The organism is Paenibacillus sp. 2003 (assembly GCF_031455635.1).
In the GTDB taxonomy this organism is placed as follows: domain Bacteria; phylum Bacillota; class Bacilli; order Paenibacillales; family Paenibacillaceae; genus Paenibacillus; species Paenibacillus amylolyticus_B.
Genome location: NZ_JAVDTB010000001.1, coordinates 831,128 through 856,364, shown reverse-complemented (window position 1 = coordinate 856,364; position 25,237 = coordinate 831,128). Strand labels below are relative to the sequence as shown.

Here is a 25,237-nt window from a genome sequence, read left to right as displayed (position 1 = left end):
CATGATTCCGTACGGTTCCTTACAATTCGTCGGTGTAGCTAGCCGTAAACGTATCATAAATAATTTCTTCATTCGGATTGTTGCGAAGTTCAATAATAATATCAAAATCATTAAAATCATATTCGGATTCCTGCACAAAAATATCCGGATGTTCAATAACTTTGGTACTTGGCATCGACATAATATCCTGCAACAAATTGTAATGCCGCTCGCTGGAACGAATCGTACTTACAATTCCGTCAATGATGAAGACATTGTTCGGGTTCAATTCGTCTTCGGACATTTGACTCCTTATCGTCTGACGAAGAAGTGTGGAGGAAACAAACGTCCATCGCTTCATTGCACATACGCTGCCCGCAATAATAGACTCCGTTTTACCAACACGAGGCATTCCGCGCAAACCGATGACCTGATTGCCTTCCCTCTTAAATACTTCACCCAAAAAGTCCACAAGTAACCCAAGTTCATCTCGTGTGAAACGAAATGTCTTGCGATCATCCGAGTCACGGTCAATGTATCTGCCATGACGCACGGCCAAAATATCCACCAATTTAGGTTGACGCAAAGCCGATACGGTGATGCTGTTTACTTTGCCAAGCATTTCACCAAGCAAACGGATTTTTTCATCATCATCCGATTCAAGCAGCATGCCTCGAGTTTTGCCTTCAACACCGTTAATGGTCAATATATTCACTTCAAGCATCCCCAGCATAGAGGCGATATCACCTAACAAACCGGGTCTGTTCTTATGTATTTTATATTCCATGTACCATTGTTTAGATTCCATTTCAACACCCCGTAATGCATTATTCCACATTATTCGACAGCAACAGAACGTGTCCACTGGACAACAATCTGAGACATCTTCTAAAAATGGGTCACGTTAATGATATATAAAATGAAAATGAATTACAAGAACAGCTCTGTAATCCGTTTGTAATCATTAGAGAAAAGCCCCCTTGCGGGAGCTCTTCATCTGTAATCTTATGCGTTTTGTTTGGCCAATTTGACCATCAGGCACGCAATCGTACGACGCTCATCTGCATCGCCGACATCCCATAACTCTTTCAATGCCCGGTTGGAATGGTTCGCCGGATCGACTTTCTCATCAAGGAAGTCGCCGATTTCATACGCAAGTTTGTTGATGGTTTCTTCACTCATTCCCATCTTCTCTGCTTGCAGTACGCGGTCACCCAGAAACTTCTTCCATGTGTCAAAACTGGAGAGCACTGTTTTTTCTGTTGACATGATAAATCCTCCTTAGATGACGCATGAGATTTAAAATCAACAGTTGTAATATGTGCTTTCGAGGCATTTTATATACGAGCATTTTGAAAATAATCCGGAAGACGGCTGCTTCTCAGCAACCTTCACCTGTTTTGTTCACAGCCAGTCAAGTTTTCTTGTTTTTTACGTTAACCAACCGCCGTTTGGACTAATAATCTGCCCATTGATATAACCCGATTCAGGGAGGGCCAGAAAATAAACCAGTGATGAGATTTCATCAGGTTGAGCAAGTCTTCCTGCCGGAATTTCCTCTTCCAGCATCTTCAGTTCACTCTGATCCAGATGGTTCAACATGGATGTCTGAACGGCGCCAGGAGCAACAGCATTTACGGTTACTCCAGAAGGTGCGAGTTCTTTTGCAAGTGCCTTGGTGAATGCATTTACCCCGCCCTTGGTTGTAGAATACAACACTTCGCAAGAGGCACCGGACAGCCCCCAGATCGACGATACATTAATGATTCGACCATACCTTTGGGAGATCATGTGAGGCATCATTTCCTGTGTACACATAAACGTGCCTTTGAGATTAATGGCCATCACTTCATCCCAGATCTCCTCTGTAACATCAGACAACATCCCATAGTGCGAGATGCCTGCATTGTTCACGAGGATATCTGGCATGAGATTGTGTGACTCCAGCTTCTCACGCATACGTTCAATCTGTTCCCGGCTGCGAAGATCCGCAGACACGGTCATGATTTTTCCACTGCCCTGTTCCATGCACCGTCTGGCGGCTTCATTCGCTGCTTCATGCGATTTCATATAGTGTATAACAACATTCATTCCCACTCTGGCGAAACGTTCTGCGATAGCGGCTCCGATGCCACCGCTTGCTCCAGTCACCAGTACAGTCATTTCCCCAATTGCCTTCAATTGTCCTGTTCCCCTCTCCATATCAAGGACTCACGACTAGCGAAACAGCCAGTTGATCCCAGCGAATATGCTCTCTCAGTCTGAGATTTACATCTTCCAGTGTAATCGATTCATAAAGCGGAAGCATATTGAAGAAATCACCGCCACGGAATTGCTGACGTGTAAATTCATGCGCAATGTTCTCCGGAGAATTGAGCATACGCAAATATCCGCCTATTTTCTTTTTGCGTGCACGTTCAAAATCCGTGGATTCGAACCCCTTTTCTACAATGGCATCCACTTCTTCACGTATACGTGCCAGCAGTTGATCCGGATCTTTCGTGTCACCACCAATAGCTGAAAACGCGTATTGCGGCGAACTGTTATACTCATGTCCAAAGCTGTCCGAGATCAGATCTTCATCGTAGAGCTTCTGAAATAATCGTGTGCTTGAGCCAAACAAAAGATCCATCATCAGCTGTGTTGTCATATCCCGCCGTAACAATTGTTCCCCTGTAAGTCCAACGTCCGTCTCCTTGAACCCAAACAGACATTTGGGCAGTGAAACAGCCAGTTTTGCTTCCCTTCTGGCTTCTCCTACCTGCTCAGGCTCCGGCTCAAAGAAACGTTGAATACTCCCCTGTGGCTTATAATCTTTCTGTTCCTGGTTCGAACGGACCATATCAATGACTTCCTGTGGATCTACACCACCTACCACGAATAAGAGCATATTACTCGGGTGATAGAAGGTGTTATAACACTCATACAACATCTCTTTGGTAATCGTACGAATGGATTCCACCGTTCCTGCAATATCGATATGCACCGGATGTTTCTGATACATTGCCTCAATCAATCCAAAATAAACACGCCAATCCGGATTATCAGCATACATGTCAATTTCCTGTCCGATAATGCCTTTTTCCTTTTCCACATTTTGATCCGTGAAGTAAGGATTTTGCACAAAGTCAACTAATGTTTGTATATTTTCATTCACATATTCGGTCGCTGAAAACAAATAAACCGTCTGATCGAAGCTCGTAAATGCGTTAGCTGAGGCACCGTGAGACGCAAATGTTGCAAAGATATCGCCTGTTGGTTCTTCAAACATTTTATGCTCCAGAAAATGGGCAATTCCATCCGGAACCTTGACTGCTTCCTGTCCCTCAACCTGAAAATGATTATCCACCGATCCATACTTGGTTGCAAACGTAGCATACGTTTTCTGGAATCCCGGTTTAGGCAAAATATAGACATGCAGTCCGTTATCCATTACTTCGTAATATAGTGTCTCCTGCAAATGTTCATACCGAATGCTCTCCACCGACTATTCCTCCTTCTCGTCCCGCAAGAAATAAATCGTATCCAGACGGAACTGTTCTGCCGCCTCACGAACATCTTCCTTGCTAATATGTTCTACCTGAGCCAGCAGTTCTTCAGCCGTTCTCTCTTTGCCAGACAACTGTCGATTGAAATCATAAGCGATCATCTCAAAAGCCGAATCCTGCATTTCCTTAAGCAGGTTACGGATCATTGCTTTGGTCTGGGACATTTCCAGATCACTGATTGTGCCGCTTTTCATTTCCTCCAACTGCTGCTTGATGATGGTGACAGCCTTCTCATAATTAGGGATTTCAATCCCGGATTGAATCGTGGCAATGCCTTTATGTCCGTCATATCGCGAAGAAGCGTAATACGCCAGGCTTTCTTTTTCACGAACATTAACAAACAGTTTGGAATGAGGATAACCACCGAGAATCCCGTTGTACATTAGTGCTGCTGCATACTGAGGATCTCCATAAGTGATCGATGTACGGAGTCCCATATTGAGTTTTCCCTGACTCACATTCAGTCGCTCAATAACGGTCTCTACTTCCTTATCTCCTCGAACTGCTGCCTGTGTCTGGTAATCGGAGGAGGACGTTCGATCTACATTGAAATGACGCTGAACAAGGTTCTCCACTTCCTCCAGTGTCGTATCCCCTACCACGTAAAGATCCATACTCGCCTGTTGCAGCCACTCCTGATAAGACGCAGTCAGTGTGTCAGGCTCAATCCCGGGCAGATCCTTTCGCTCACCCAGGGGATGAAGACGGTACGGCTCGTTCTTGCACATTTCCTCGATACTGCGTTCAGCGGCATAGCGCATTTTATCATTCACGATGGACTCCAGCTTTTTACGAACAGTCTCTCGCTCTGCTTGTACATAAGACGTCCTGAAATGTCCATTCTCCTGTGCAGGTCGTGTAAGAACCTCTCCAAGGAAGGCAAATGAACGATCCAGTAACTGCTCATCCCCTCCAACAAAAGAATCATTAATGGTATCCATTCGGAACTGTACAATCTGGTAATCCCCGCGTTTATAAACGTCAAAACCAAAACCTGCTCCATACAGATGCTCCAGTTGCTCACGAAATTGCGTTGTTTCTGGATAGGACTCCGTGCCGCGTCGCAGAACAAAAGGTGTCAGTGCTACTTTGGTTACTGTATCTTCCCGTAAGGGAACTCCTGCATATAACGATATAGCAAACGTTTTGAAACGTTTAGTCGGAAGCACATGTATACGAAACTCTCTCTTGCTACCTCTTTCGAATCCTGATGTATTCAAATGTCAAAACCCCTTTACGGCGTCATTTATCATGCAATCGTATTAAGCTAAACGTAACAACCATTTTAACCCATTCAAAAGGCAAGAAGCAACCGAAGTCACGCCTTCTGGTTGCTTCCAACATCATCACATACAAAAGATATGCTGTCCGATTGTTTTCACTTGTGGACGGGTCCAGATCCATTTGGATGTTGCTGTCTTCGGGTTAAAATAATAGAGACATCCACCGGACGGATCCCATCCATTTAAGGCCTGCTCAACTGCCTTTTTGGCTTGTGCGTTCGGTTCCAGATAGATCTGTCCGTCCGCTACAGCCGTAAATGCACCTGGTTGAAAAATCACACCAGAAGGCGTACTTGGAAAACTTGGTGAATTTACGCGATTCAGAATTACTGCTGCTACTGCGACTTGACCTTCAAACGGTTCCCCTCGGGCTTCACCATATACTGCGTTAGCCATAATCTTGAGTTCATTCTCCGAGAGACCAAGTGCATTGGCAGATCCCATATTGTCTTGCTCTTTATCTGCCGTATTGTTGCTGCCTCCACCGCCACCTGAGGATTCCTTGTGTAGCGGCGGCTCTGTTGGCGACCATTTGGTTGAGGCATTGTACAGCTTGAGCTTGGTCTCAGCTCCAACCACACCGTCTGCCTTCATGCCAAACTCGGATTGAAACCATTTGACGGATTTCAGCGTGCTGCTGCCAAAATTACTGTCGATTTTACCATTGTAAAATCCCAGGTACTTCAGACGCCCCTGAAGCTCATATACATCCTGACCGTAACTTCCATATTTCACTGTATTGCTGCTAAACGTAGGCAAGGCCTTTTCTTCTACCCGCGGTGTACGCTCGGCTGAACTTTCAGTTGCTGTATTCCCAGGAAGCAAATAACGAATCCCCAATGCGGATATCAGCAAAATAGCAGTGAAAAGCCATAGGTTCATTTTTCGCATCGACTGTGCTCTACCTTTCTCTTGTGGGATTAACAGAATCGCTAAGGTTATTATGACAAGCCTGCTTGTTTCCTATGCACCAAATCATCCGATCTTTGGAGTAGATGGCAAAACTTCAGTCTGCTCAGCAAGCAAAAAGCCCTCAACCAATACGGTTGAGGGCTTAAACGATTCGTTTTAACCATGTTACATGTTACACTACGAGCTTATTTTATTCTGCTGATACTGTTCAAGTGAAACCAGTACTTCTCTTGGTTTGCTGCCCTCATAAGGACCAATTACACCCCGGGCTTCCATGGAGTCAATTAAACGCGCTGCACGTGTGTAACCAACCCGCATACGACGTTGCAACAGGGAGACTGAAGCTTGTTTTGCCTCCAAAATAATCTGTACAGCTTGCTCATATAACTCATCCTGTACTTCATCTGCTGCCTGAATGGAATCATCCACTTCAGGTACAATGGATTCATCATACTGCGCTTCACCTTGACCACGTACGTAGTTTACAATATTCTCGACTTCTTCATCGCTCATAAATGCACCTTGTACACGAACCGGTTTTGATGCGCCCATAGGCATGAACAACATGTCTCCACGACCCAACAGCTTCTCAGCCCCACCCATATCCAGAATCGTTCTGGAATCAACTTGTGAGGATACACCGAAGGCAATCCGCGATGGAATGTTAGCCTTGATTACCCCGGTAATAACGTCAACAGAAGGGCGCTGTGTGGCAATAATCAGATGGATGCCGGCTGCACGAGCCATCTGAGCGAGTCGTGCAATGGCATCCTCCACATCTCCGGCTGCAACCATCATCAGATCTGCAAGCTCATCCACAATGACAACGATATAAGGCAGAACAGCCGCAGGATTATCTTTCATCAGATTATTGTAACCCTCGACGTTACGCGTGCCTGATTTGGAGAACAGTTCATATCGTTTCTCCATCTCAACCACAATCTTTTTGAGAGCAAGTGACGCTCGTTTAGGATCCGTTACTACTGGCGCCATCAGATGTGGAATTCCGTTATATACGTTCAACTCAACCATCTTGGGGTCGACCATCAGGAACTTCACTTCATCCGGCTTGGCTTTGTACAATATGCTGGTAATAATACCGTTAATACACACCGACTTTCCGGAACCTGTAGCACCCGCGACCAGCAAATGGGGCATACGAGCCAAGTTACCAATAATCGTCTGTCCGGAGATATCTCGGCCAAATGCAATGGTCACTTTGGATTCTGCATCCTGGAACGTCGCCGTCTCCATTACCTCACGCATCGTTACAACCGATACCTCACCATTAGGTACTTCGATACCAATAGCAGACTTTCCGGGAATCGGTGCTTCCATCCGAATATCCTTTGCCGCCAGAGCCAACGCGATATCATCAGTTAGGCTGACAATCCTGCTGACCTTAACACCAATATCAGGCTGAATTTCATACCTTGTAACGGCAGGGCCCCGGACCACTTCAAGCACCTTGGCGCGAACACCAAAACTCTCCAGTGTAGCTTCCAGCTTGCGTGCTGTCTGCATATAATCCTTCTGGTCACCCGCCTTGCCCCCATTGTTTGGCTTGGCAAGGAGACGGAATGACGGCAGCTTGTACGGCTTAGGAGGTGGCGGTGGTGGTTTCACCGGTTGTGTGTCCTGCCCTTCAGGAGTAGGAGTATCTGTTCCCTGCATTGCATCATTAGGTACTTCTTCTCCACTCTGAATCTCATCCACAGCATTCAATCCGTTCGTACCCGCATCGGATGCAGACCACTCTGTCTCAACCAGTTCATCCGTTATTTTAATGGCATGCTCGCCCTGTTGTACTACGTTTGGATCGGCCAGATCATCCGGGAACGGATAAGCATCGTCCAGATCATCTTCAATGCTTGCCTCTTCTGCTCTGACGTGCTCGAAAAAGTCTCGAATGATCGGCGCTGAGTTAGGTTTAGCCTGAACAGGAACACGTGATGAAGCTGATTTGTTCACTACGTCTTCGGTCGCATCCTGCCACGCCTCTACATTGTGATCTTGTTCGGCGCGGTACACAATCTGTTCTGTTTCTGCCGAATCGACCTCATCCATTTCACGTCCTGATGTCGCCTGTTCACGATTAGCTCCCCATTTCCCGAAAAGTTGGAAGAATATTGGCGCTTTTCGTTTTGGCAGATGCTGTTCCTCTAATTCATCCTCATACTCGTCTTCGTCATCTTCAACAGGAACAGGCACCACTTTACGAGCGTTACCTTTCTTCCTTCCATCAGATGCTGAAGCAGAACGTGCAGAAGGCCTCGACTCCAGCTTCTTGTACATCGAACTCCCGGCATCCCAGATCTTGGTTCGGAATATTCGAATCAGATCCACATAAGATAGACTTGTAATCAGCATAAAACTGATGATAAACATGACAATCATGATGAGTCTCGCCCCAAGGCTGCCGAACAGCCACAGGAAAAGAGCAAATTGCCCAGCTCCGAGATAACCACCGCTGATGTCCTTGTTAAGCATGGAGTCCCTCTCCCCTGGCGCAGCAGGGGTTAGCAACTCAGTTTGCATATCATTATGTACCTGCGTAATCACAGCACCAGGCTCAAGCGCACCAACCGGAATGAGTTTCTGGTGCATTGCAGAGACGGTACTCATCAAGGTTAAAGCAAAGACCAGCAATACCAGTCCTGTTTTGCGTGTAGTCCAGCCACTCGGCCATTTCCGGTGAATCATCACCATGAGACCATAATAAATACCAACAAGTGGAATCGCAAAATAAAACTTACCAAGCATCAGTCCGAACATCTTGGAAAGCGAACGTCCAACGGTGGCTTCACCCGATAATGCTATGACAGCAAGGGTAATAAGCACAATCCCGTAAATTTCATATTTTAAAACGCCACTAAAACCAGCGCCCTTTTTTTTCCTCTTTTTTCTTCTGGCCAAAATCAGGTCACCCCCAGAAGAATATTATACCATACAAATATAATCCGTACATATGTTCTTTTTCTGCTCAATTTGTCTGAATTCGTCGCGTTATGCTGATCCCAAGTTACCCGAAAGCGGAATGGTCGAACCGGGCATATTAGCAGGATTGAGATAAGCTTCAAGTGGACAATCCAGCAAACGTACAATAACGGCTTCATTGTCATTAACAGGTCTCACCTGCATCAATAAACCATTCATCTTGATCTCCTTTGTATCTTCGCCCTCTTTCCACATTCCCGACCAGAGTTGTTCCGGGGGCATCACTGTATATAATGTCATTGGGTATAACCTCCCGCCTGCAGGGTCTGTCTCTTGTCTCCTATGAGCTGATTTAACTGAGCAATAGCCTGCCCAATCCCGCCTACCGCATCCATCAATCCATATTTCACTGCATCTGCGCTTCCTACAGCTGTACCAATATCCCGATTTAACTCACCGGTCTTAAACATCAGTTCTTTGAACATCTCTTCAGAGATATTCGAATGCGAAGTCACGAACCGAACAACCCGCTCCTGCATTTTCTCCATATACTCAAACGTTTGAGGTACACCAATGACAAGACCATTCATCCGAATGGGATGGATCGTCATCGTTGCACTTCCGGCAATGAGGGAATATGTTGAAGCTACAGCAATCGGTACTCCAATGCTATGCCCGCCTCCAATGACCACAGTAACCGTAGGTTTGCTCAGAGAAGCAATCATCTCTGCAATGGCCAGACCCGCCTCTACATCTCCCCCTACCGTGTTCAAAATGATCAGTATACCTTCAATACGCTGATTCTGTTCTGCGGCCACCAGTTGTGGAATGATATGCTCATACTTTGTTGTTTTATTTTGTGGTGGCAAAATCAAATGCCCTTCGACCTGTCCAATAATGGTCATACAGAAAATATTCGATTCACCTGCAGGCGACTGTGTCTGCCCAAATTGCTGAATAGTCTCTGTCACGGGAGAGATGGCCTTGTCCTCCTGAATCGGAATCTCCGGTGCTTCAACTTCCGGTTGATTGGATCTTGATGCCTGCTTGCCATTCATACGTTCATTCATTTCAATAATCCCCTTCTCCAGAAACATTTAATGTATTTCCTTAGTATGGGGATTTTTCCAACCGCCTTATACCCGCTACATCAAATTGCTTCACATATTGACCCTATTGCAGATCTTCCTGAAAACGCAAAAAAGCCCCTTCTCTACGAGGAACCGTCCAATATTACTCGTAGAGAAGGGGCGACTGTGTGCCTGAATATATGTTTTTGTTTAGCCTATTTTAAACTTCCATAATGATTGGCAAAATCATCGGTCTACGACGAGTTTGCTCATACAGGAAGCGTCCCAGTGCATCTTTAACATTTGTTTTGAGTGAAGCCCACTCGTTAACGTTCTCACTCATCAACTTCTGCAATGTGCTGCTAACGATCCGGTTGGCCTCATCCAGTAGTCCTTCCGATTCACGTACATACACAAATCCGCGAGAGATGATGTCAGGACCGGAAACAATTTTTCCATCCTGTTTGCTCAGTGTTACCACAACAACAAGGATACCATCTTGTGACAACAATTTGCGGTCACGAAGTACAATGTTACCCACATCGCCTACACCCAAGCCGTCAATCAACACATTACCTGCAGTAACTTTACCTGCTCTACGTGCTGCTCCACCTTGAATTTCAATCACTTCACCGATATCCGTGATGAAAATGTTCTCAGGTTCTACCCCTACAGATTCAGCAAGAACCGCGTGGCGACGCTGCATACGGAATTCACCGTGAATTGGCAAGAAGAATTTCGGTTTCATCAGGTTGAGCATCAGTTTCAGCTCTTCCTGGCTACCGTGACCAGATACGTGGACACCACTGTTAGCACCGCTGTAATGCACGTTAGCGCCCAGACGGAACAGTTCATCAATCGTACGGCCTACATATTTTTCATTACCTGGAACCGGTGTTGCTGCGATAATAACGGTGTCGCCTGGCAGGATGTCCACTTTACGGTGTGTGGAACGAGCCATACGTGTCAATGCTGACATTGGCTCGCCTTGACTTCCTGTGCAGAGAATCACGACACGATCAGCAGCCATTTTGCCTACTTCTTCAGGTTCAATGATCATGCCATCCGGAATCTCAAGATAACCCAGTTCTGAAGCAATACCAACCACGTTCACCATGCTCCGTCCGATAACTGCAACTTTACGTCCAGTCACTTCTGCTGCATTGATCACCTGTTGGATACGGTGTACGTTGGAAGCAAATGTCGCTACAACAACACGTTGACTAGCTTTACGGAAGATATCTTCCAGAACGATACCCACATTTTTCTCCGATGGTGTGAATCCAGGTTTCTCAGCATTCGTACTGTCGGACAACAGCGCTAACACGCCATTTGTTCCGATCTGTGCCATACGCTGAAGATCTGCATATTGACCATTGACTGGAGTATGGTCGAATTTGAAGTCACCTGTGTGAACAACTGCACCTTCCGGTGTTTCGACACATACACCAACAGAATCCGGAATACTATGGTTAGTAGCGAAGAACGATGCTTTCAGAACAGATCCAAGTTGGATCTCGGAATCAGCATCAATCAGAATACGTTTTGTTTCACCCAGCAGATTCGCTTCTTTCAACTTGTTTTCTACAAGTCCAAGCGTAAGTCTTGTTCCGTATACAGGAACATTCAGATGTTTGAGAACATATGGCAGACCACCAATGTGATCTTCATGTCCGTGAGTAAGGATGATTCCTCTTACTTTGTCACGGTTCTCAGTCAGGTAAGAAATGTCAGGGATGACAATATCAATACCAAGCATATCTTCTTCCGGGAATTTAAGACCAGCATCTACGACTACAATGTCGTTGGCGTATTGGATGACGTACATGTTTTTACCAATCTCGCCTACGCCGCCCAAAGCAAAAATCATCAGTTTATCGTTATTATTTTTCTTAGACAAATGAATCTAAACCTCCTATGGTAGTTGGACGTCGTACCTTATTATTTATTGTAAGTTAAGAAAAGTAGTCCATACATCACATACCCACCTATCGGGATGAATGCAAAAGAACACCTTTATTCACGATATTTGGAAGAAGTTCTTCGAAGTTATTCCCTTTGACCAACAAGTTGGAGTTGAAATTCCCTCTTAGCCGTTCCTTCCTTTTTCACCGCAAAGCTACACCACGAAACGATGTCGCTTTCAATTTCAAAAAAATACCGCACCCAGTCACTTGACATCATTATACATGATTAAAAACAAAAAAAACAAGTCACTCTCTCGTTAACCTGTAGGTTTCCCCTTGGCAGTGGAAAAGAAACCTCACATTACTCGTAAAAAAAAGAACCGCAGCCTCTACGAAGAGGAGCGGTTCTTTTGCTGATCTGAAGGATATTTCCATGATTAATAAAATAGTCCATATACAACCAAAATGATTACAAATTAAGCAAACCTTTGATATAAACCTGCTCCTCTTCCGTTGGCGGAATAAGTGGCAACCGTACGGAACCAACGTCTAGACCACGCAATGTCAGCGCATATTTCACCGCTACAGGGTTTGGTAGAGGCTGTGGACACTCAAACAGGCCTTTGAACACCGGGAACAACTGCTGATGAATCTGAGCAGCCTGAAGAGGTGCTCCGCCATAGAAGGCGTCAATCATCTTCTTCATTTCTGCCCCTACGACATGACTGGCCACGCTGACAATTCCATGTGCTCCAACCGCAATCGCTGGTAAGCCTGAAGCATCATCACCGGAATAAACTCTGAAATTTTCTGGAGCACTTGCTGCAATCAAAGTAACCTGCTCCATAGACGCACATTCCTTCGTAGCGACGATGTTAGGAATCTGTGCAAGACGAAGCGTTGTCGCTGCTGACAGGCTGGTTACTGTACGTCCAGGCACGTTGTAGAGCATAATTGGCAGCTTGGTAGAGCCTGCAATCGCTTCAAAATGTTTGAACAAACCTTCTTGGCTGGGTTTGTTGTAATACGGAACAACCAACAATATGCCATCCACTCCGGCACGTTCAGCTTCCTGTGTCAAATGGATGGAATGTGCCGTGTTATTGCTTCCCGTTCCGGCTATAATTTTGCACCGACCGGCCGCATGTTTCACTGCAAATTCGAATAATTGAACTTTCTCAGTATCACTAAGTGTTGGAGACTCCCCTGTTGTTCCAGAAACCACAAGCGTCTCCGACTTTTGATCTACAATTAGATAGTCGATTAGACGTGCCGTTTCCTCCCAATGAATCTCTCCTTGTTCATTGAACGGAGTGACCATTGCTGTAATCAATCTTCCAAAGTCCAATTCGATTCCTCCTTCAAAACAGGTTTGGCTCCTCTAACTTCAGTTATTTACAAATGAAGTTCGAATGAGGCGTGAAGTGCCCTCAGGGCCTGAACCATATCTTCTTTTTTTACGAGTACCCAGATCGTTGTATTCGAATCTGCCGATTGCAGGATCTGAATGTCTGCCAGTGTCAAGGACTCCACGATTCGAGCCATGATTCCAGGTACACCATTAATGCCTCCGCCAATGACGGACACTTTGGCACAACCGGAAAGGCTTTGTGGCTTGAGACCTATCTCCTGCAATACCTGTATGGCTTTCTCGGAATCACTGTCAAAAACCGTATAGACAACTCCCGAGGGGGTAACATTAATAAAATCAACGCTGATTGAATTCTCAGCCATGGTTTTGAACACTTTTAGTTGCAATCGATCTGCACCACCAGGCACATCCACCGTAATTTGCGTTACATTGCTCACGTAGGCGATGCCTGTTACATAACGGTCAACAATGCCTGTCTGCACATCCTGGAATCCTTCCGGATGCGTAACCAGCGTTCCTTCCGTGTCTGCAAAAGTAGATCTTACCCTTACTGGAATCTGGGATTGCATCGCAATCTCAACCGCACGTGGATGGATTACCTTGGCCCCGTGGTGGGCCATGTTACAGATCTCTGCATAACTCACAACAGTCAGTGGACGTGCATCCTCAACAATTCGCGGATCAGCGGTAAGTATCCCGTTCACATCTGTGTAGATATCCACCATTTCAGCACGTAATGCTGCACCCAGAGCTGTAGCAGACGTATCGCTTCCCCCACGACCCAGTGTCGTGAAGTCTCCGTTCTCTGTCTGCCCCTGAAATCCGGTTACAACAACGACACGGCCGAGTTGAAGCTGCTCCAACACACGAACAGGACGGACATCCAATATCCGGGCATTCCCGAAATTGTCGTCCGTCACAAAACCTGCTTGTGCACCGGTCAGCACTGTAGTTGGAATGCCTTCATGTTCGAGTAAACTGCTCAATGTTGTCGCAGATATGATTTCACCACAGCACAGCAGTAAATCCTTTTCGCGTGCGGATAGTGCGTTTCCGTTCTGTGCAGCCCAGTCCAGCAACGTATCAGTCGCATATGGCTCGCCGCGGCGTCCCATCGCAGACACAACGATGACCAGACTCAATCCTGCTTCAAGTTCACGTTTAACGTGACGGAGCACATGCTCTCTCGCCTGAACAGTGGAGAGAGACGTGCCTCCGAATTTCTGTACCATGATACGCATCTTTATTCCTCCATTTGTGTACGCAAGAAGACTGGACACGGGTCAAATCAACAAATGGATCACTCTAGGGAGCGTTCTGATGCGATAATTTCAGTTATCGAGGTCATGACGCATACATTCACAATAGACCTCTCCCGCTTGCTTAACCTGTACTGCCCGCAAGCAGGAATGCCTTATAGACAGGAACGTGGACATAGTAGCTGTTCAATCCAGCATATCGTCCCCCATGATTTTCTTTGTCTCTCGAACCCTTCTTCATTTCTCCAAGCGCATAAACGTTGTCACCGAATCATTGTTCCATCAAGCCTGTGAAGAACGCTCCACAATCATCGGCTGCAACTGTTTGCCCTCAAGAGCACTCCAGCAAGCCTCTGGAATCAATTCCATTTTGGCGACTAACGAGTTTGGTTTTTTCACTGGATCGTCTTGCCCAAATGGCACAAAATACAAGTATTTAGCCACGAGCAATTTGGCGATATTCGCAGCATTCAAGCCCAGACCGTCATTCGTGGAAATCGCGAGCACAAGCGGACGCTGATTGCGCATCTGCGCTTTGGCTGCCATTAGCACTGGACTGTCGGTCATCGCATTAGCCAGCTTGCTTGTTGTATTCCCTGTGCATGGAGCAATAACCAGCACATCAAGCAGCTTGGAAGGCCCTAATGGCTCCGCTTCAACAATTGTAGAAATGATATCATTACCTGTTATATCTTTCAACTGTTTTTGCCAATTTTGCGCCGTACCAAAGCGTGTATCCGTCGTCAGAACCGAATTCGAAATAATCGGAATGACGTTGGCACCTTCAGCTACGAAGCGGCTAATTACCGGCATAACCTCTTCAAACGTACAATGAGAACCCGTAATTGCATAACCTACCGTTTTTCCCTGCCAGTTCATGATTTAACCTCCCGTGCGTTCTGTTCTTCCAAAAGCAAACGGATCAACGCGTCGGCAATAATGCCGCCAGCCGTTTTGGGAGCAACAATGCCGGGGAGGCCAGGCGCAAGTAGCGCTTTGATACCGCGTTTGTCGGCATACCTGAAATCACAGCCGCCAGGAGCGGATGCGAGGTCGATAATGACAGCCTTTTGCGGCATTCTGGACAGGATTTGTGCTGTGATTATCATAGTCGGTATCGTATTAAAAAGCAAGTCAACTTCCCCGGTTTGAGCGGCCAAATCCGTTGTCATGAAAGGCTTCCAGCCCATTATTGTAGCGCGGGCAGCATCCTCTTCCCGCCTGATTCCCACCCGTACATTTGCTCCAAGTCCCTGCAATGTTTTGGCCATTGTGAATCCTGTTCGACCAATGCCAAGCACAATGCATTCCGAACCATGGATTGTGAAGTCCGTCTCCCGAATAGCTATGGCGATGGCTCCCTCAGCTGTTGGAATAGAGTTGTAAAGTGCAATATCATCACGATCAAGTACTTCAACAAGTCGCAGCCCATTTTCAAGACAAAGTTCGCGCAAGAACGGCTTTGCCATACCTGTGAACACAATACAATGCTCCGGTAATGCTGCAATATGTTCCTTTTTCAAATAGATCGGTGTGTCACTGAATGAAGTACTTACTTTTCCCAGGTCATCGCAACCGACGACAGGCAGTACCAGTACATCTGCGGAAGCAAACACTTCGTCCTCCAGTTCCTGGTGCTCAATCCCTGGAATGGAACGCTCTATTTTATCGAAACCCACCACACTTACCGTTGCATCCAGCTCAGCGCACTTTTGAATGACTTCAAGCTGCCGCGCATCTCCGCCCAGGACTACAATCCGGACTCCGGTCAGCATCGGGACGTCACTCCTTTCACCACATGTATGCCTTATCGTATGCAGGGGCCCACAGGGGGGTGAAAACAATAATTGCATTCCACCTTCCGTTTCTCGAATGTAAAAAAGAGCCGCCCCTGTCAGGGGCGACTCTAAAGAATGGGTATATTTACGCTGCTTATTTCCCGGTATGACCGAATCCGCCTTCACCGCGTACCGTTTCCGAAAGTTCATTCACTTCCGTCAATTCAACCGCAGGCACGGTCTGGAAGACGATCTGTGCGATGCGCTCTCCCCGTACAATCGTGAACGGTTCCTGACCCAGATTAATCAACAGAACTTTAACTTCTCCGCGATAATCCGCATCAATGGTCCCCGGTGTGTTGAGGCAGGTAATTCCATGTTTGAAAGCCAGTCCGCTCCGAGGACGGATCTGTGCTTCCAATCCAGCTGGCATTGCCATCGCAAGTCCGGTAGGAATCAGCGTACGCTGACCCGGCTGCAACACAACATCTTCCTGAAGTGCAGCTACTACATCAAAGCCGGATGCCAGCTCCGACATTTTTTGAGGCAGTTTAATATCTTCATTGCCCGGCAGTTTCTGTATTTGAACGTAATGCAACAAAATCATCCCTTCTCAATCCAGCGATCGTCTTATCTGAAGCGCCAACCATAGCAAGTGCAAAAGGTTCAGCAAACATCAGATCAAGTACCGCGTTAATATCGTCCATGGTAACTTGCTCAATTTTGGTGATCATCTCATCCAGCGTATGGTGTCTGCCCAGCATGAGTTCGTTTTTACCCAGACGATTCATGCGACTGCCTGTGCTTTCCAAGCTCAGAATCAAGCTGCCTTTCAGCTGTTCTTTTCCTTTACGAAGTTCATCTTCGGACAAGCCGTTTACAGCCAGGTCGCGCAGAACCTCTTTGGTCAGATCAAGCACTTCTTTGGTCTGTTTCGGTGCTGTACCCGCATATATCGTGAAAAGTCCGCTGTCCGCATGAGAGCTATGATAGGAATACACGGAGTACGCAAGACCCCGTTTCTCACGAATTTCCTGGAACAGTCTGGAGCTCATGCCTCCACCAATGGCGTTATTCAGAACAACCATAGCGAATTGCAGGGGATCTCCGATTTTACAGCCCGGGAACGAAATACAGATATGATTCTGTTCCGTTTTCTTTTTGTGAAAGAGCTGTCCGCTTTGGAAGGCTGGCATCGTGACTGCTTCGGTTACTCCATTTACATCAAAAGCACCAAAATGTTTCTCCATCAGATCGATTACACTGTCATCAATATTACCCGCGATACTAATGACTGTGTTCTCAATCGTGTAGTGCTCCTTCATATATGCACGCAGATGACTGGAATCCATCGCTTTGAGACGTTCTTCCGTACCCAGGATTGGGTATGCGAGTGGATGCTCACCATAGGCGGCCAAGGCCATCAGATCATGAACCATATCATCAGGCGTATCTTCATACATCGAGATTTCTTCCAGAATGACATTTTTCTCCTTGATCAATTCACCATCATCCATTTTGGAGCGGAAAAACATATCAGACAATACATCAACCGCAATCGGCAAATGTTCATCCAACACTTTAGCATAATAACACGTGTATTCTTTGGAAGTGAACGCGTTCACGTTACCACCGATCGCATCGAACTGCTCCGCAATCGCCTTGGCATCATAACGATCTGTTCCTTTGAACAACATGTGTTCAATAAAATGTGATACTCCGTTACTTGCAGGTTGCTCATTGCGCGAACCTGTCTTGACCCATATTCCGAAAGACACAGAACGGCAGGTCGGTATCTGTTCCATGACAACTCTGAGGCCATTGCCCAGCTGAATTTTTTTCATGGTGGCCCTCCTACATCTCTATAATTGCCTTGATCTCAACCTTGAAATTGAAATCGACATTTGGTTCCAACTGTTTGATATTAACAAAAAAACAACGTTCACTCAACCGCAGAGGTATTTACACGTTCCGAAGACAGCGTCTCACTTACTGTTCCGAGCACCAAACCTTTGGCCCGTATGGATTGAATCATGCCCTTTAGAGCTCCCGAAGAAGCAGCTGTAGGGTGCATTAGAATTAACGTGCCTGCCTCGGTATTTTTCGCAATTTTGGCAACAACGGCATCCGGGCTTGGCTTACGCCAATCCACAGTATCTACTGTCCATAACACGGTTTGCAGTCCCATGGATGAAGCAATGTCAACGGTCTTTTGATTAAAGTCACCGGAAGGCGGAGCAAACCAACGATTCTCTACGCCCAGTGTTTTATGGAGCAGATCCTGGGTTTTGCTAATTTCCAGCTTGGCCCGTTCTGCGCTCAATCGACTCATATTAGGGTGAGAATATGCATGGTTGGACATCTCATGCCCACGTTTCTGAATTTCTTTGGCCAGTTCAACGTTTTTGCTTAACCAACTTCCATCCAGAAAAAAAGTAGCCTTCACTTTCTCGGCATCAAGCGTATCCAGCATCGGTTTAATGTACTCGTTCCCCCAGGCCACATTAATCATAAAAGAAACCATCGGTTTGTTTGCATTGCCCCGATAGATCGGATGTGCACCCAAATCTTTAAGCTGAATCTCCGGCTCAATCTGACGGTAGACATACGCTATTTTGGTATTCAACGTTCCACTCAGCGCCTTACGGTATGTCGCTTCCACATCAATCTCAATGCCATTATAACCAGGAATTGCTTTCCATACCCGATCCACTCTGGCATTCACCGGAGCAATTTTCGTTTCAGCCGCTTTATCCCGAATCGCAGACAACAGCGCATCTTCTCCAGTTGCCTCCTTAAACATGTCAAAAGCATTTTGCGTACCTGGTCCATCACGGATCTCCGTAATGTATGTACGTACACTGCCAACTTGTCCGATCAATATGACCGCAGTCACACCCGCCAGAACAGCCGCCAGCTTTTTGGATTGGTTTCCCACAGCTCCATCCTCCCGCCGTCTTTGTCCCCATCATATGAGGACAAGGGCAAAAATATGAATGCTAAGCCATGGTTTCATCCTTGCTTTACATATTTAAACGTTAAAAAAAGAGCCAGAAATTCACATTCTGTCTCTTCATTCAATCTATCCATTTATAACCTGTCGCTTCGGTATCCTAGGATTGAGCCGGAGCTTCAGCAGTCAAAACTGCTTTACGGGACAAGTTGATTCGACCTTGTGGGTCAATTTCCGTTACTTTTACCGTAATGGAATCACCGATAGCTACAACATCTTCCACTTTGGCAACACGTTCAGTTGACAGTTGCGAGATGTGTACCAGACCTTCTTTGTTCGGAAGTACTTCAACGAATGCACCGAATTTCTCTACGCGTTTTACTTTGCCGACATAAATCTCGCCGACCAATACTTCGCGCACAATACCTTCGATGATCGCTTTGGCTTTATCATTCATCTCCTGGTTGGAAGAAGCGATAAAGACACGTCCATCCTGTTCAATATCAATTTTAACACCGGTTTCTTCGATGATTTTATTGATAATTTTACCACCTGCACCGATCACATCACGGATTTTGTCCGGATTGATATGCATCGTTGTAATTTTAGGTGCATATTGTGATAACTGCTCACGTGGCGTATTCATCACTTCAGTCATTTTGCTCAAGATGTGCAAACGACCTTCTTTGGCTTGAGCCAATGCTTCAGACAAAATTTGACGATCAATACCATCAATTTTGATGTCCATTTGAATCGCAGTTACACCTTCAGGTGTTCCGGCTACTTTGAAGTCCATATCACCGAGGTGATCTTCCATACCTTGAATATCACTCAGAATGGATACATGATCTCCATCTTTGATCAGACCCATAGCTACACCCGCAACTGGAGCTTTGATTGGTACACCTGCATCCATCATAGCTAGTGTGCTGGCACAGATACTTGCCTGGGAAGTTGAACCGTTGGATTCCAGAACTTCAGATACGAGACGAATCGTGTATGGGAAGTCTGTTTCGGAAGGGATGACTTTGGAAAGCGCACGCTCACCCAGAGCACCATGTCCGATTTCGCGACGGCCTGGAGCACGTAATGGACGAGCTTCACCTACGCTGAATGGTGGGAAATTATAGTGATGCATGAAACGTTTCGTTTCTTCAAGGCTGATTCCGTCCAAAATCTGAACATCGCCCAGTGCACCAAGGGTACAGATGCTAAGTGCTTGTGTTTGTCCACGTGTGAACAAACCTGAACCGTGCGTACGTGGCAGCAGGGAAGTATCACATTCAATTGGACGAATCTCAGCAAGTCCACGTCCATCCGGACGAACTTTATCATGTGTGATCAGACGGCGCACTTCTTCTTTAACGATATCGTGCAGGACTTCCTTCACGTCTTTAAGCAATTCAGGACTTTCAATATATTTCTCTTCAAAGTGAGCAACAGTTTCGTCATTCACTAGATCGATTGCATCTTGACGAGCATGCTTCTCGGCAATTTTAACGGCTTCAACCAGACGAGCACTTGCGAAATCACGCACACTGCTGTTGACTTCAGCATTAACGGCATGCAACTTAACAGCCATTTTTTCTTTACCAGCAACTTGCACGAGTTGTTCGATTACCGCAACAATGTTTTTGATCTCGTCATGTCCAAACATGATTGCTTCAAGCATTACTTCTTCCGGTAATTCGTTTGCTTCAGCCTCAACCATCATGATGGCATCCTTAGTTCCTGCAACCACCAGCTCAAGTTCACTGACTTCAAGCTGTGCAATCGTTGGGTTAATGATGAACTCGCCATCAATACGTCCAACTTTCACGCCACCAATCGGTCCGCTGAATGGAACATCCGAAATGCTCAATGCTGCTGATGTACCGATCATTGCAGCGATTTGCGGTTCGCAATCCTGGTCCACACTCATAACGATATTCAGAACTTGTACATCATTCCGGAAGCCTTCCGGGAACAATGGACGAATTGGACGGTCTGTCAGACGGCTTGAAAGAATAGCTTTCTCACTCGGTCTGCCTTCACGTTTAATAAATCCACCCGGAATTTTACCTACGGCGTACAATCTTTCTTCATAGTTCACCGTTAATGGGAAAAAGTCCAGATCTTTCGGCTCACTTGATGCTGTCACGGTACACAATACCACGGTATCCCCGTATGTTACCTTAACGGCAGCATTAGCCTGCTTGGCCAAACGCCCGGTCTCAAACGTAAGCTTTCTTCCACCAAGCTGCATTTCTACACGCTGTTCCATGAAACCCCTCCTTTTATTCGTTCCTAATTCAATGGATTCTGCATATTTACAGTATTTCCTGCTTGTCCTGCATTCATTAGCTATGTATGGAACTTTCAACATGCTAACCTGCACAACAAAAGCTCCTCACGGAGCCCCATCTACAAATATATGGCAACATGTTCATCTACAAAACAACCCGGCTGTAAGTTCCGCTTGTCCTTTTAGACAAAAGAATGACGGATAACAGCCAGGTTGGTTTTGAAAACATGTACGATAATTAACGACGCAATCCGAGTTTTTCGATCAGTGCGCTGTAACGTTTAACATCTTTGTTTTTCACGTAAGCCAAAAGCTTACGACGTTGACCTACCATTTTCAAAAGTCCACGACGTGAGTGGTGGTCTTTCTTATGCGTACGCAAGTGGTCTGTCAAACTTCTGATGTTTTCCGTAAGGATAGCAACTTGCACCTCTGGAGATCCTGTATCGGACTCGTGAGTTTTGTGCTCGTCGATCAGTTGTTGTTTACGTTCTTGAGTCAATGCCATCCTGTTCACCTCCTTCAATATAATCGCCATTAGCCTCGTCACCGCCGGTGAGAGCAAGCAACCAAGCCAAGGTTAATGTTGTCTCAATCGACAACGTAGTACAGTATATCATAATTGCCTAGTTAAAGTAAATGTAAACATGCATTTAATCCAGAACCTTTAAGATAACAGGCGGCCGGCAGTTAATGCATCTTCACGAATCTGGCTAATCAATGCATCAATGGAGTCAAACTTTCGTTCTGCACGAATATAGTGAACGAGATCAACCTTTAGTTCCTGGTCATACAAGTGTCCGTCAAAATCAAGCAGGTGCACTTCAAACGTAGGTTTCATCCTGCTTTCGTGAAACGTAGGTTTCACACCGAGATTCATTACGCCGTGCAGTTCCTGTTCTCCATACTGCACACGAACAGCGTAAACACCCTTCGACGGGGTAACGTAATGATCCGTGAGTTCAAGGTTGGCTGTAGGAAATCCAATCGTTCGTCCACGCTTCTCCCCGTGAATAACGGTTCCTCTAATGCTGTAAGGTCGACCAAGCCACTGACTGGCTTCATCTATCTCCCCACGTTTCAACAGGCCCCGAATGAGAGAACTGCTCACTTTTTCACCATTTAACAAGAAAGGAGGAACGGTTTCCACCGTCATCTCTCCTTCTCCCAAAGTACGAAGAAGCTGTTCATCCCCTGCACCCTTATGACCGAAACGGAAGTCAAAACCCACCACTGCTGTTCGTGTCTGAAGAGGAATCAACAGGTCCTGTACGAATTGTTGTGGCGTCAACCGGGAGAAATCTTCATTGAACTCCACCACATAAAGTACATCAACGCCCATTCCTGCCAAGATGTCTTCTTTATCTCTCAAGGGAGTTAAATAACCCTCGTAATCCCCTTTGCGCATAACTTCCTTCGGATGTGGATGAAAGGTCATGACCGCTGCCTGCATGCCCGTTTCCCGCGCAATGCGGACAGCTGATAAAATGACACTTGCATGTCCGAGATGCAGTCCGTCGAATTGACCAATCGCAAGCACTTGCGGAAGTGTGCTCAGCTCAGTCGAATGTAACGTCTGCGGATAGGTTAGCATTACGGTTTTCACAATCATTCACCTGCATTTCACTAGATAGGCCAAGCTTGAGCATCACCACAACAGCTTCAAGCCCGAGACCTCTTTATTCCGGCAAAAAGACTTTAACTGCCCTCACCGTTGGTTTTAGTTCATCCCGTTCAAATATCCCCAGAAACGTATCATCCTGAGCATACAACCGTAACAAACCAGGTTGCTCTACAGGGGGTTCCAGAAGACGTGCAGACAGTTTCTGTCCTTGAAGTGCTCCTTTGGCCTGTTCTTCTCCAACCTTGTGGGCCGGAATCGAAGCAATAGCCTCGTCAACAGGAATCAGCGCCTCCGCCAAAGTCCCATCAGCCATAAGTTGTTCCACTTCTTCAATACGAAGACAACGATCTGCAGAGATACCTGCCGATATCGTACGCTCCAGTCGAACCATGGTCGATGGATATCCGAGTTGTCGGCCGATGTCTACACACAATGTCCGAATATAGGTACCTTTTGAACATAAGGCCCGGAAGGATATATCGGTGGTCTCACCCTGAGTCTCAATTCCTGTAAGTTCGAGCTCATAGATTGTGACCTCACGGCTCTTACGCTCTACCGTCTTACCTTCACGAGCAAGCTCATAAAGACGTTTGCCGTCTACCTTTACCGCAGAATACATAGGTGGTACCTGTGAGATCGTGCCCAGAAACTGCTCAAGCACCTGTTGAACCTGTTCCTGTGTTACTTCCACAGTCGTTTCAGCCCGCTCAATGACTTCCCCTGTCATATCCTCTGTGTCAGTAGACAGTCCCAATCTAAGCGTAGCCAGATATTCCTTCGGAAGCTCCTGCATGTACTCCACCACACGTGTCGCCCGTCCAAGACAGAGCGGCAGAACGCCTGTAACTTGTGGGTCAAGTGTGCCCGTATGGCCAATGCGCTTCATTTTGAGAATGCGACGCATTTTGGCTACAACATCATGAGAAGTAAATCCCGCCGGTTTATATACCGGAAGTACACCTTCAAATGGCTTTACCATTGTGAATTCACCTGCTTCAGTACTTTTGCGACAATATCATCAAGTCTGCCTTCCAGACGACATCCGGCTGCAAGCACATGCCCGCCTCCGCCAAAGGTCTGTGCTAGTGCAGCAACATCAATCTTACCAGCTGAACGCAAAGAAACCTTGACTGCATTCTCGTTGATGACTTTGAAAAAGATACCAACTTCCACGCCCTGAATGTTGCGCGGATAGTTCACTACCCCTTCAAGATCTTCATTAGCTGCTCCACAAGCGACCATATCATCTGGTGTAATAACAACCCAGGCTATCTTTCCATCATCTGTCATCCGCAGGCTTGATAGTGCCTGATTCAAAATCCGAACTTGTGGAAGAGTCACCTGCTCCAACAAAGTCTGGGCGAGATAGGGTCCATCCACGCCATGTTCAAGCAGTCTGGATGCCGTTGTCATTACATTTGGACTGGTGTTGGCATAACGGAACCCACCTGTATCGGTAAGCAATCCTGTATAAACTGCCGTCGCAACATCTTTATCCCATGTTACTTGGAACAGGTTAAGAAAATCGAACAAAATTTCAGCCGTTGCAGCAGCATCTGACTTAATGATGTTGACTGTACCATAACCGTCATTTGTAGGGTGATGATCAATATTCAAAATAACAGCATCGTCTTCGAAATAATGACGTGTCAAACCTACTCTGGCAAAGTCTGCACAATCCACACAGATAACAGCTTTATATTTTCGCTGCAGTGGTTGTTCGGTCATGTTCACAATGTTGCCTGCTTCCCACAAAAATTGCATGCGCCCGGGGATTTCGCCTTCATTAATCATCGTGAATGTCTTACCCAGACATGACAGCAGCCAGCCCACCGTTACCGTCGAGCTGACTGCGTCACCGTCCGGCTGTACATGCGACACGACCAGGTAATCATCATGCTCCAGCAGAAATTGCTTTCCGGCCTGGAGCGCCTGTTCATAAGTGTGCATTGCCGTCTCCTCTATTCTGTTACTGGGATTCGTTCTTGTCGGAACCAATATCGCCAAGCAGCTTCTCAATTCGGCTGCCATAAGCGATGGATTCATCAATCTTAAATATCAATTCGGGAACATGCCGGAACCGGATACGTTTACCCAGCTCGGAACGCAAAAATCCATTTGCTTTTGCCAGAGCTTTGAGCGTGTTATCTTTTTGCTCCTGTTCACCGAAGACACTCAGATAAACTTTGGCTTGCGACAAGTCTCCTGTCACTTCGACTCCCGTTACCGTAATAAAGCCGATACGTGGATCTTTCAGTTCAGACTGGATGAGCAGACTGATTTCTTTCTTGATCTGCTCGCCCACTCTACCTGTACGAATCTTAGCCATCG

Annotated in this window: 23 protein-coding genes; all 23 read right to left on the bottom strand. The window is 46.3% G+C overall.

From position 1 onward, the window contains the following. Nucleotides 1-19 precede the first annotated feature (19 nt). On the bottom strand, nucleotides 20-787 hold the full coding sequence (locus tag J2X75_RS03985; protein ID WP_047842510.1) for a DUF3388 domain-containing protein: 768 nt from the start codon (nucleotides 785-787) through the stop codon (nucleotides 20-22). A gap of 197 nt (nucleotides 788-984) precedes the next feature. Then, the gene (locus J2X75_RS03980) at nucleotides 985-1,248 is read right to left on the bottom strand and encodes a DUF3243 domain-containing protein (protein WP_017689119.1); all 264 of its coding nucleotides are present in this window, start codon (nucleotides 1,246-1,248) and stop codon (nucleotides 985-987) included. Between the two features lie 162 nt (nucleotides 1,249-1,410). Next, nucleotides 1,411-2,181, bottom strand: coding sequence for an elongation factor P 5-aminopentanone reductase (gene ymfI / locus J2X75_RS03975; RefSeq protein WP_026081137.1), 771 nt, complete (start codon nucleotides 2,179-2,181; stop codon nucleotides 1,411-1,413). A gap of 1 nt (nucleotide 2,182) precedes the next feature. Beyond that, entirely contained in the window at nucleotides 2,183-3,463 is a 1,281-nt protein-coding gene (yfmH, locus tag J2X75_RS03970) for an EF-P 5-aminopentanol modification-associated protein YfmH (RefSeq protein WP_150367657.1), read from the bottom strand. A 3-nt stretch (nucleotides 3,464-3,466) separates the two neighbouring features. Beyond that, nucleotides 3,467-4,747, bottom strand: a complete 1,281-nt coding sequence (gene yfmF, locus J2X75_RS03965; protein WP_310334420.1) for an EF-P 5-aminopentanol modification-associated protein YfmF — start codon at nucleotides 4,745-4,747, stop codon at nucleotides 3,467-3,469. 126 nt (nucleotides 4,748-4,873) lie between these two features. Then, the gene (gene sleB, locus J2X75_RS03960; protein WP_310334419.1) at nucleotides 4,874-5,701 is read right to left on the bottom strand and encodes a spore cortex-lytic enzyme; all 828 of its coding nucleotides are present in this window, start codon (nucleotides 5,699-5,701) and stop codon (nucleotides 4,874-4,876) included. Between the two features lie 198 nt (nucleotides 5,702-5,899). After that, nucleotides 5,900-8,638, bottom strand: a complete 2,739-nt coding sequence (locus tag J2X75_RS03955; protein WP_310334417.1) for an FtsK/SpoIIIE family DNA translocase — start codon at nucleotides 8,636-8,638, stop codon at nucleotides 5,900-5,902. Between the two features lie 90 nt (nucleotides 8,639-8,728). Next, on the bottom strand, nucleotides 8,729-8,959 hold the full coding sequence (locus tag J2X75_RS03950; RefSeq protein ID WP_036670404.1) for a YlzJ-like family protein: 231 nt from the start codon (nucleotides 8,957-8,959) through the stop codon (nucleotides 8,729-8,731). After that, entirely contained in the window at nucleotides 8,956-9,729 is a 774-nt protein-coding gene (locus tag J2X75_RS03945) for a ClpP family protease (RefSeq protein WP_223869123.1), read from the bottom strand. Before J2X75_RS03945 ends, J2X75_RS03950 begins: the two co-directional genes overlap by 4 nt. Nucleotides 9,730-9,949: 220 nt before the next feature. After that, on the bottom strand, nucleotides 9,950-11,629 hold the full coding sequence (locus J2X75_RS03940) for a ribonuclease J (protein ID WP_076208870.1): 1,680 nt from the start codon (nucleotides 11,627-11,629) through the stop codon (nucleotides 9,950-9,952). Nucleotides 11,630-12,105: 476 nt separating this feature from the next. Then, on the bottom strand, nucleotides 12,106-12,984 hold the full coding sequence (dapA, locus tag J2X75_RS03935) for a 4-hydroxy-tetrahydrodipicolinate synthase (RefSeq protein WP_124114093.1): 879 nt from the start codon (nucleotides 12,982-12,984) through the stop codon (nucleotides 12,106-12,108). 47 nt (nucleotides 12,985-13,031) lie between these two features. Continuing rightward, nucleotides 13,032-14,249, bottom strand: a complete 1,218-nt coding sequence (gene dapG, locus J2X75_RS03930) for an aspartate kinase (RefSeq protein WP_017689129.1) — start codon at nucleotides 14,247-14,249, stop codon at nucleotides 13,032-13,034. Nucleotides 14,250-14,549: 300 nt separating this feature from the next. Further along, entirely contained in the window at nucleotides 14,550-15,146 is a 597-nt protein-coding gene (locus tag J2X75_RS03925) for a dipicolinate synthase subunit B (RefSeq protein WP_062833836.1), read from the bottom strand. After that, complete coding sequence (gene dpsA / locus J2X75_RS03920; RefSeq protein ID WP_124114092.1) at nucleotides 15,143-16,042, bottom strand: dipicolinate synthase subunit DpsA; 900 nt, start codon at nucleotides 16,040-16,042, stop codon at nucleotides 15,143-15,145. The genes J2X75_RS03925 and dpsA overlap by 4 nt, the downstream gene beginning before the upstream one ends. A gap of 157 nt (nucleotides 16,043-16,199) precedes the next feature. After that, nucleotides 16,200-16,646: a dUTP diphosphatase gene (gene dut / locus J2X75_RS03915; protein WP_017689132.1), complete on the bottom strand. Its 447-nt coding sequence runs from the start codon at nucleotides 16,644-16,646 to the stop codon at nucleotides 16,200-16,202. Then, nucleotides 16,606-17,889 (bottom strand): M16 family metallopeptidase, encoded by a 1,284-nt coding sequence (locus J2X75_RS03910; protein ID WP_062833834.1) that lies wholly within the window; start codon nucleotides 17,887-17,889, stop codon nucleotides 16,606-16,608. The genes dut and J2X75_RS03910 overlap by 41 nt, the downstream gene beginning before the upstream one ends. A 98-nt stretch (nucleotides 17,890-17,987) precedes the next feature. Beyond that, entirely contained in the window at nucleotides 17,988-18,983 is a 996-nt protein-coding gene (locus J2X75_RS03905; protein ID WP_124114091.1) for a polysaccharide deacetylase family protein, read from the bottom strand. Nucleotides 18,984-19,158: 175 nt separating this feature from the next. Further along, nucleotides 19,159-21,261, bottom strand: coding sequence for a polyribonucleotide nucleotidyltransferase (gene pnp, locus J2X75_RS03900; RefSeq protein ID WP_091031843.1), 2,103 nt, complete (start codon nucleotides 21,259-21,261; stop codon nucleotides 19,159-19,161). 259 nt (nucleotides 21,262-21,520) lie between these two features. Next, on the bottom strand, nucleotides 21,521-21,790 hold the full coding sequence (gene rpsO, locus J2X75_RS03895; protein WP_056700672.1) for a 30S ribosomal protein S15: 270 nt from the start codon (nucleotides 21,788-21,790) through the stop codon (nucleotides 21,521-21,523). 159 nt (nucleotides 21,791-21,949) lie between these two features. Continuing rightward, nucleotides 21,950-22,888 (bottom strand): bifunctional riboflavin kinase/FAD synthetase, encoded by a 939-nt coding sequence (locus J2X75_RS03890; RefSeq protein ID WP_397383043.1) that lies wholly within the window; start codon nucleotides 22,886-22,888, stop codon nucleotides 21,950-21,952. Nucleotides 22,889-22,961: 73 nt separating this feature from the next. Beyond that, the gene (gene truB, locus J2X75_RS03885) at nucleotides 22,962-23,885 is read right to left on the bottom strand and encodes a tRNA pseudouridine(55) synthase TruB (protein WP_124114090.1); all 924 of its coding nucleotides are present in this window, start codon (nucleotides 23,883-23,885) and stop codon (nucleotides 22,962-22,964) included. Beyond that, on the bottom strand, nucleotides 23,879-24,856 hold the full coding sequence (locus tag J2X75_RS03880) for a DHH family phosphoesterase (protein ID WP_310334407.1): 978 nt from the start codon (nucleotides 24,854-24,856) through the stop codon (nucleotides 23,879-23,881). The genes truB and J2X75_RS03880 overlap by 7 nt, the downstream gene beginning before the upstream one ends. Before the next feature lie 19 nt (nucleotides 24,857-24,875). After that, complete coding sequence (gene rbfA / locus J2X75_RS03875) at nucleotides 24,876-25,235, bottom strand: 30S ribosome-binding factor RbfA (RefSeq protein WP_017689140.1); 360 nt, start codon at nucleotides 25,233-25,235, stop codon at nucleotides 24,876-24,878. Nucleotides 25,236-25,237 lie beyond the last annotated feature (2 nt).

Bases quoted from the DNA above. Each gene is read 5' to 3' on its own strand.
- J2X75_RS03985 (WP_047842510.1), bottom strand. From the start codon at position 787: ATGGAATCTAAACAATGGTACATGGAATATAAAATACATAAGAACAGA.
- J2X75_RS03980 (WP_017689119.1), bottom strand. From the start codon at position 1,248: ATGTCAACAGAAAAAACAGTGCTCTCCAGTTTTGACACATGGAAGAAG.
- ymfI (WP_026081137.1), bottom strand. From the start codon at position 2,181: ATGGAGAGGGGAACAGGACAATTGAAGGCAATTGGGGAAATGACTGTA.
- sleB (WP_310334419.1), bottom strand. From the start codon at position 5,701: ATGCGAAAAATGAACCTATGGCTTTTCACTGCTATTTTGCTGATATCC.
- J2X75_RS03950 (WP_036670404.1), bottom strand. From the start codon at position 8,959: ATGACATTATATACAGTGATGCCCCCGGAACAACTCTGGTCGGGAATG.
- J2X75_RS03945 (WP_223869123.1), bottom strand. From the start codon at position 9,729: ATGAATGAACGTATGAATGGCAAGCAGGCATCAAGATCCAATCAACCG.
- dapG (WP_017689129.1), bottom strand. From the start codon at position 14,249: ATGCGTATCATGGTACAGAAATTCGGAGGCACGTCTCTCTCCACTGTT.
- J2X75_RS03925 (WP_062833836.1), bottom strand. From the start codon at position 15,146: ATGAACTGGCAGGGAAAAACGGTAGGTTATGCAATTACGGGTTCTCAT.
- dpsA (WP_124114092.1), bottom strand. From the start codon at position 16,042: ATGCTGACCGGAGTCCGGATTGTAGTCCTGGGCGGAGATGCGCGGCAG.
- J2X75_RS03910 (WP_062833834.1), bottom strand. From the start codon at position 17,889: ATGAAAAAAATTCAGCTGGGCAATGGCCTCAGAGTTGTCATGGAACAG.
- pnp (WP_091031843.1), bottom strand. From the start codon at position 21,261: ATGGAACAGCGTGTAGAAATGCAGCTTGGTGGAAGAAAGCTTACGTTT.
- rpsO (WP_056700672.1), bottom strand. From the start codon at position 21,790: ATGGCATTGACTCAAGAACGTAAACAACAACTGATCGACGAGCACAAA.
- truB (WP_124114090.1), bottom strand. From the start codon at position 23,885: ATGGTAAAGCCATTTGAAGGTGTACTTCCGGTATATAAACCGGCGGGA.
- J2X75_RS03880 (WP_310334407.1), bottom strand. From the start codon at position 24,856: ATGCACACTTATGAACAGGCGCTCCAGGCCGGAAAGCAATTTCTGCTG.
- rbfA (WP_017689140.1), bottom strand. From the start codon at position 25,235: ATGGCTAAGATTCGTACAGGTAGAGTGGGCGAGCAGATCAAGAAAGAA.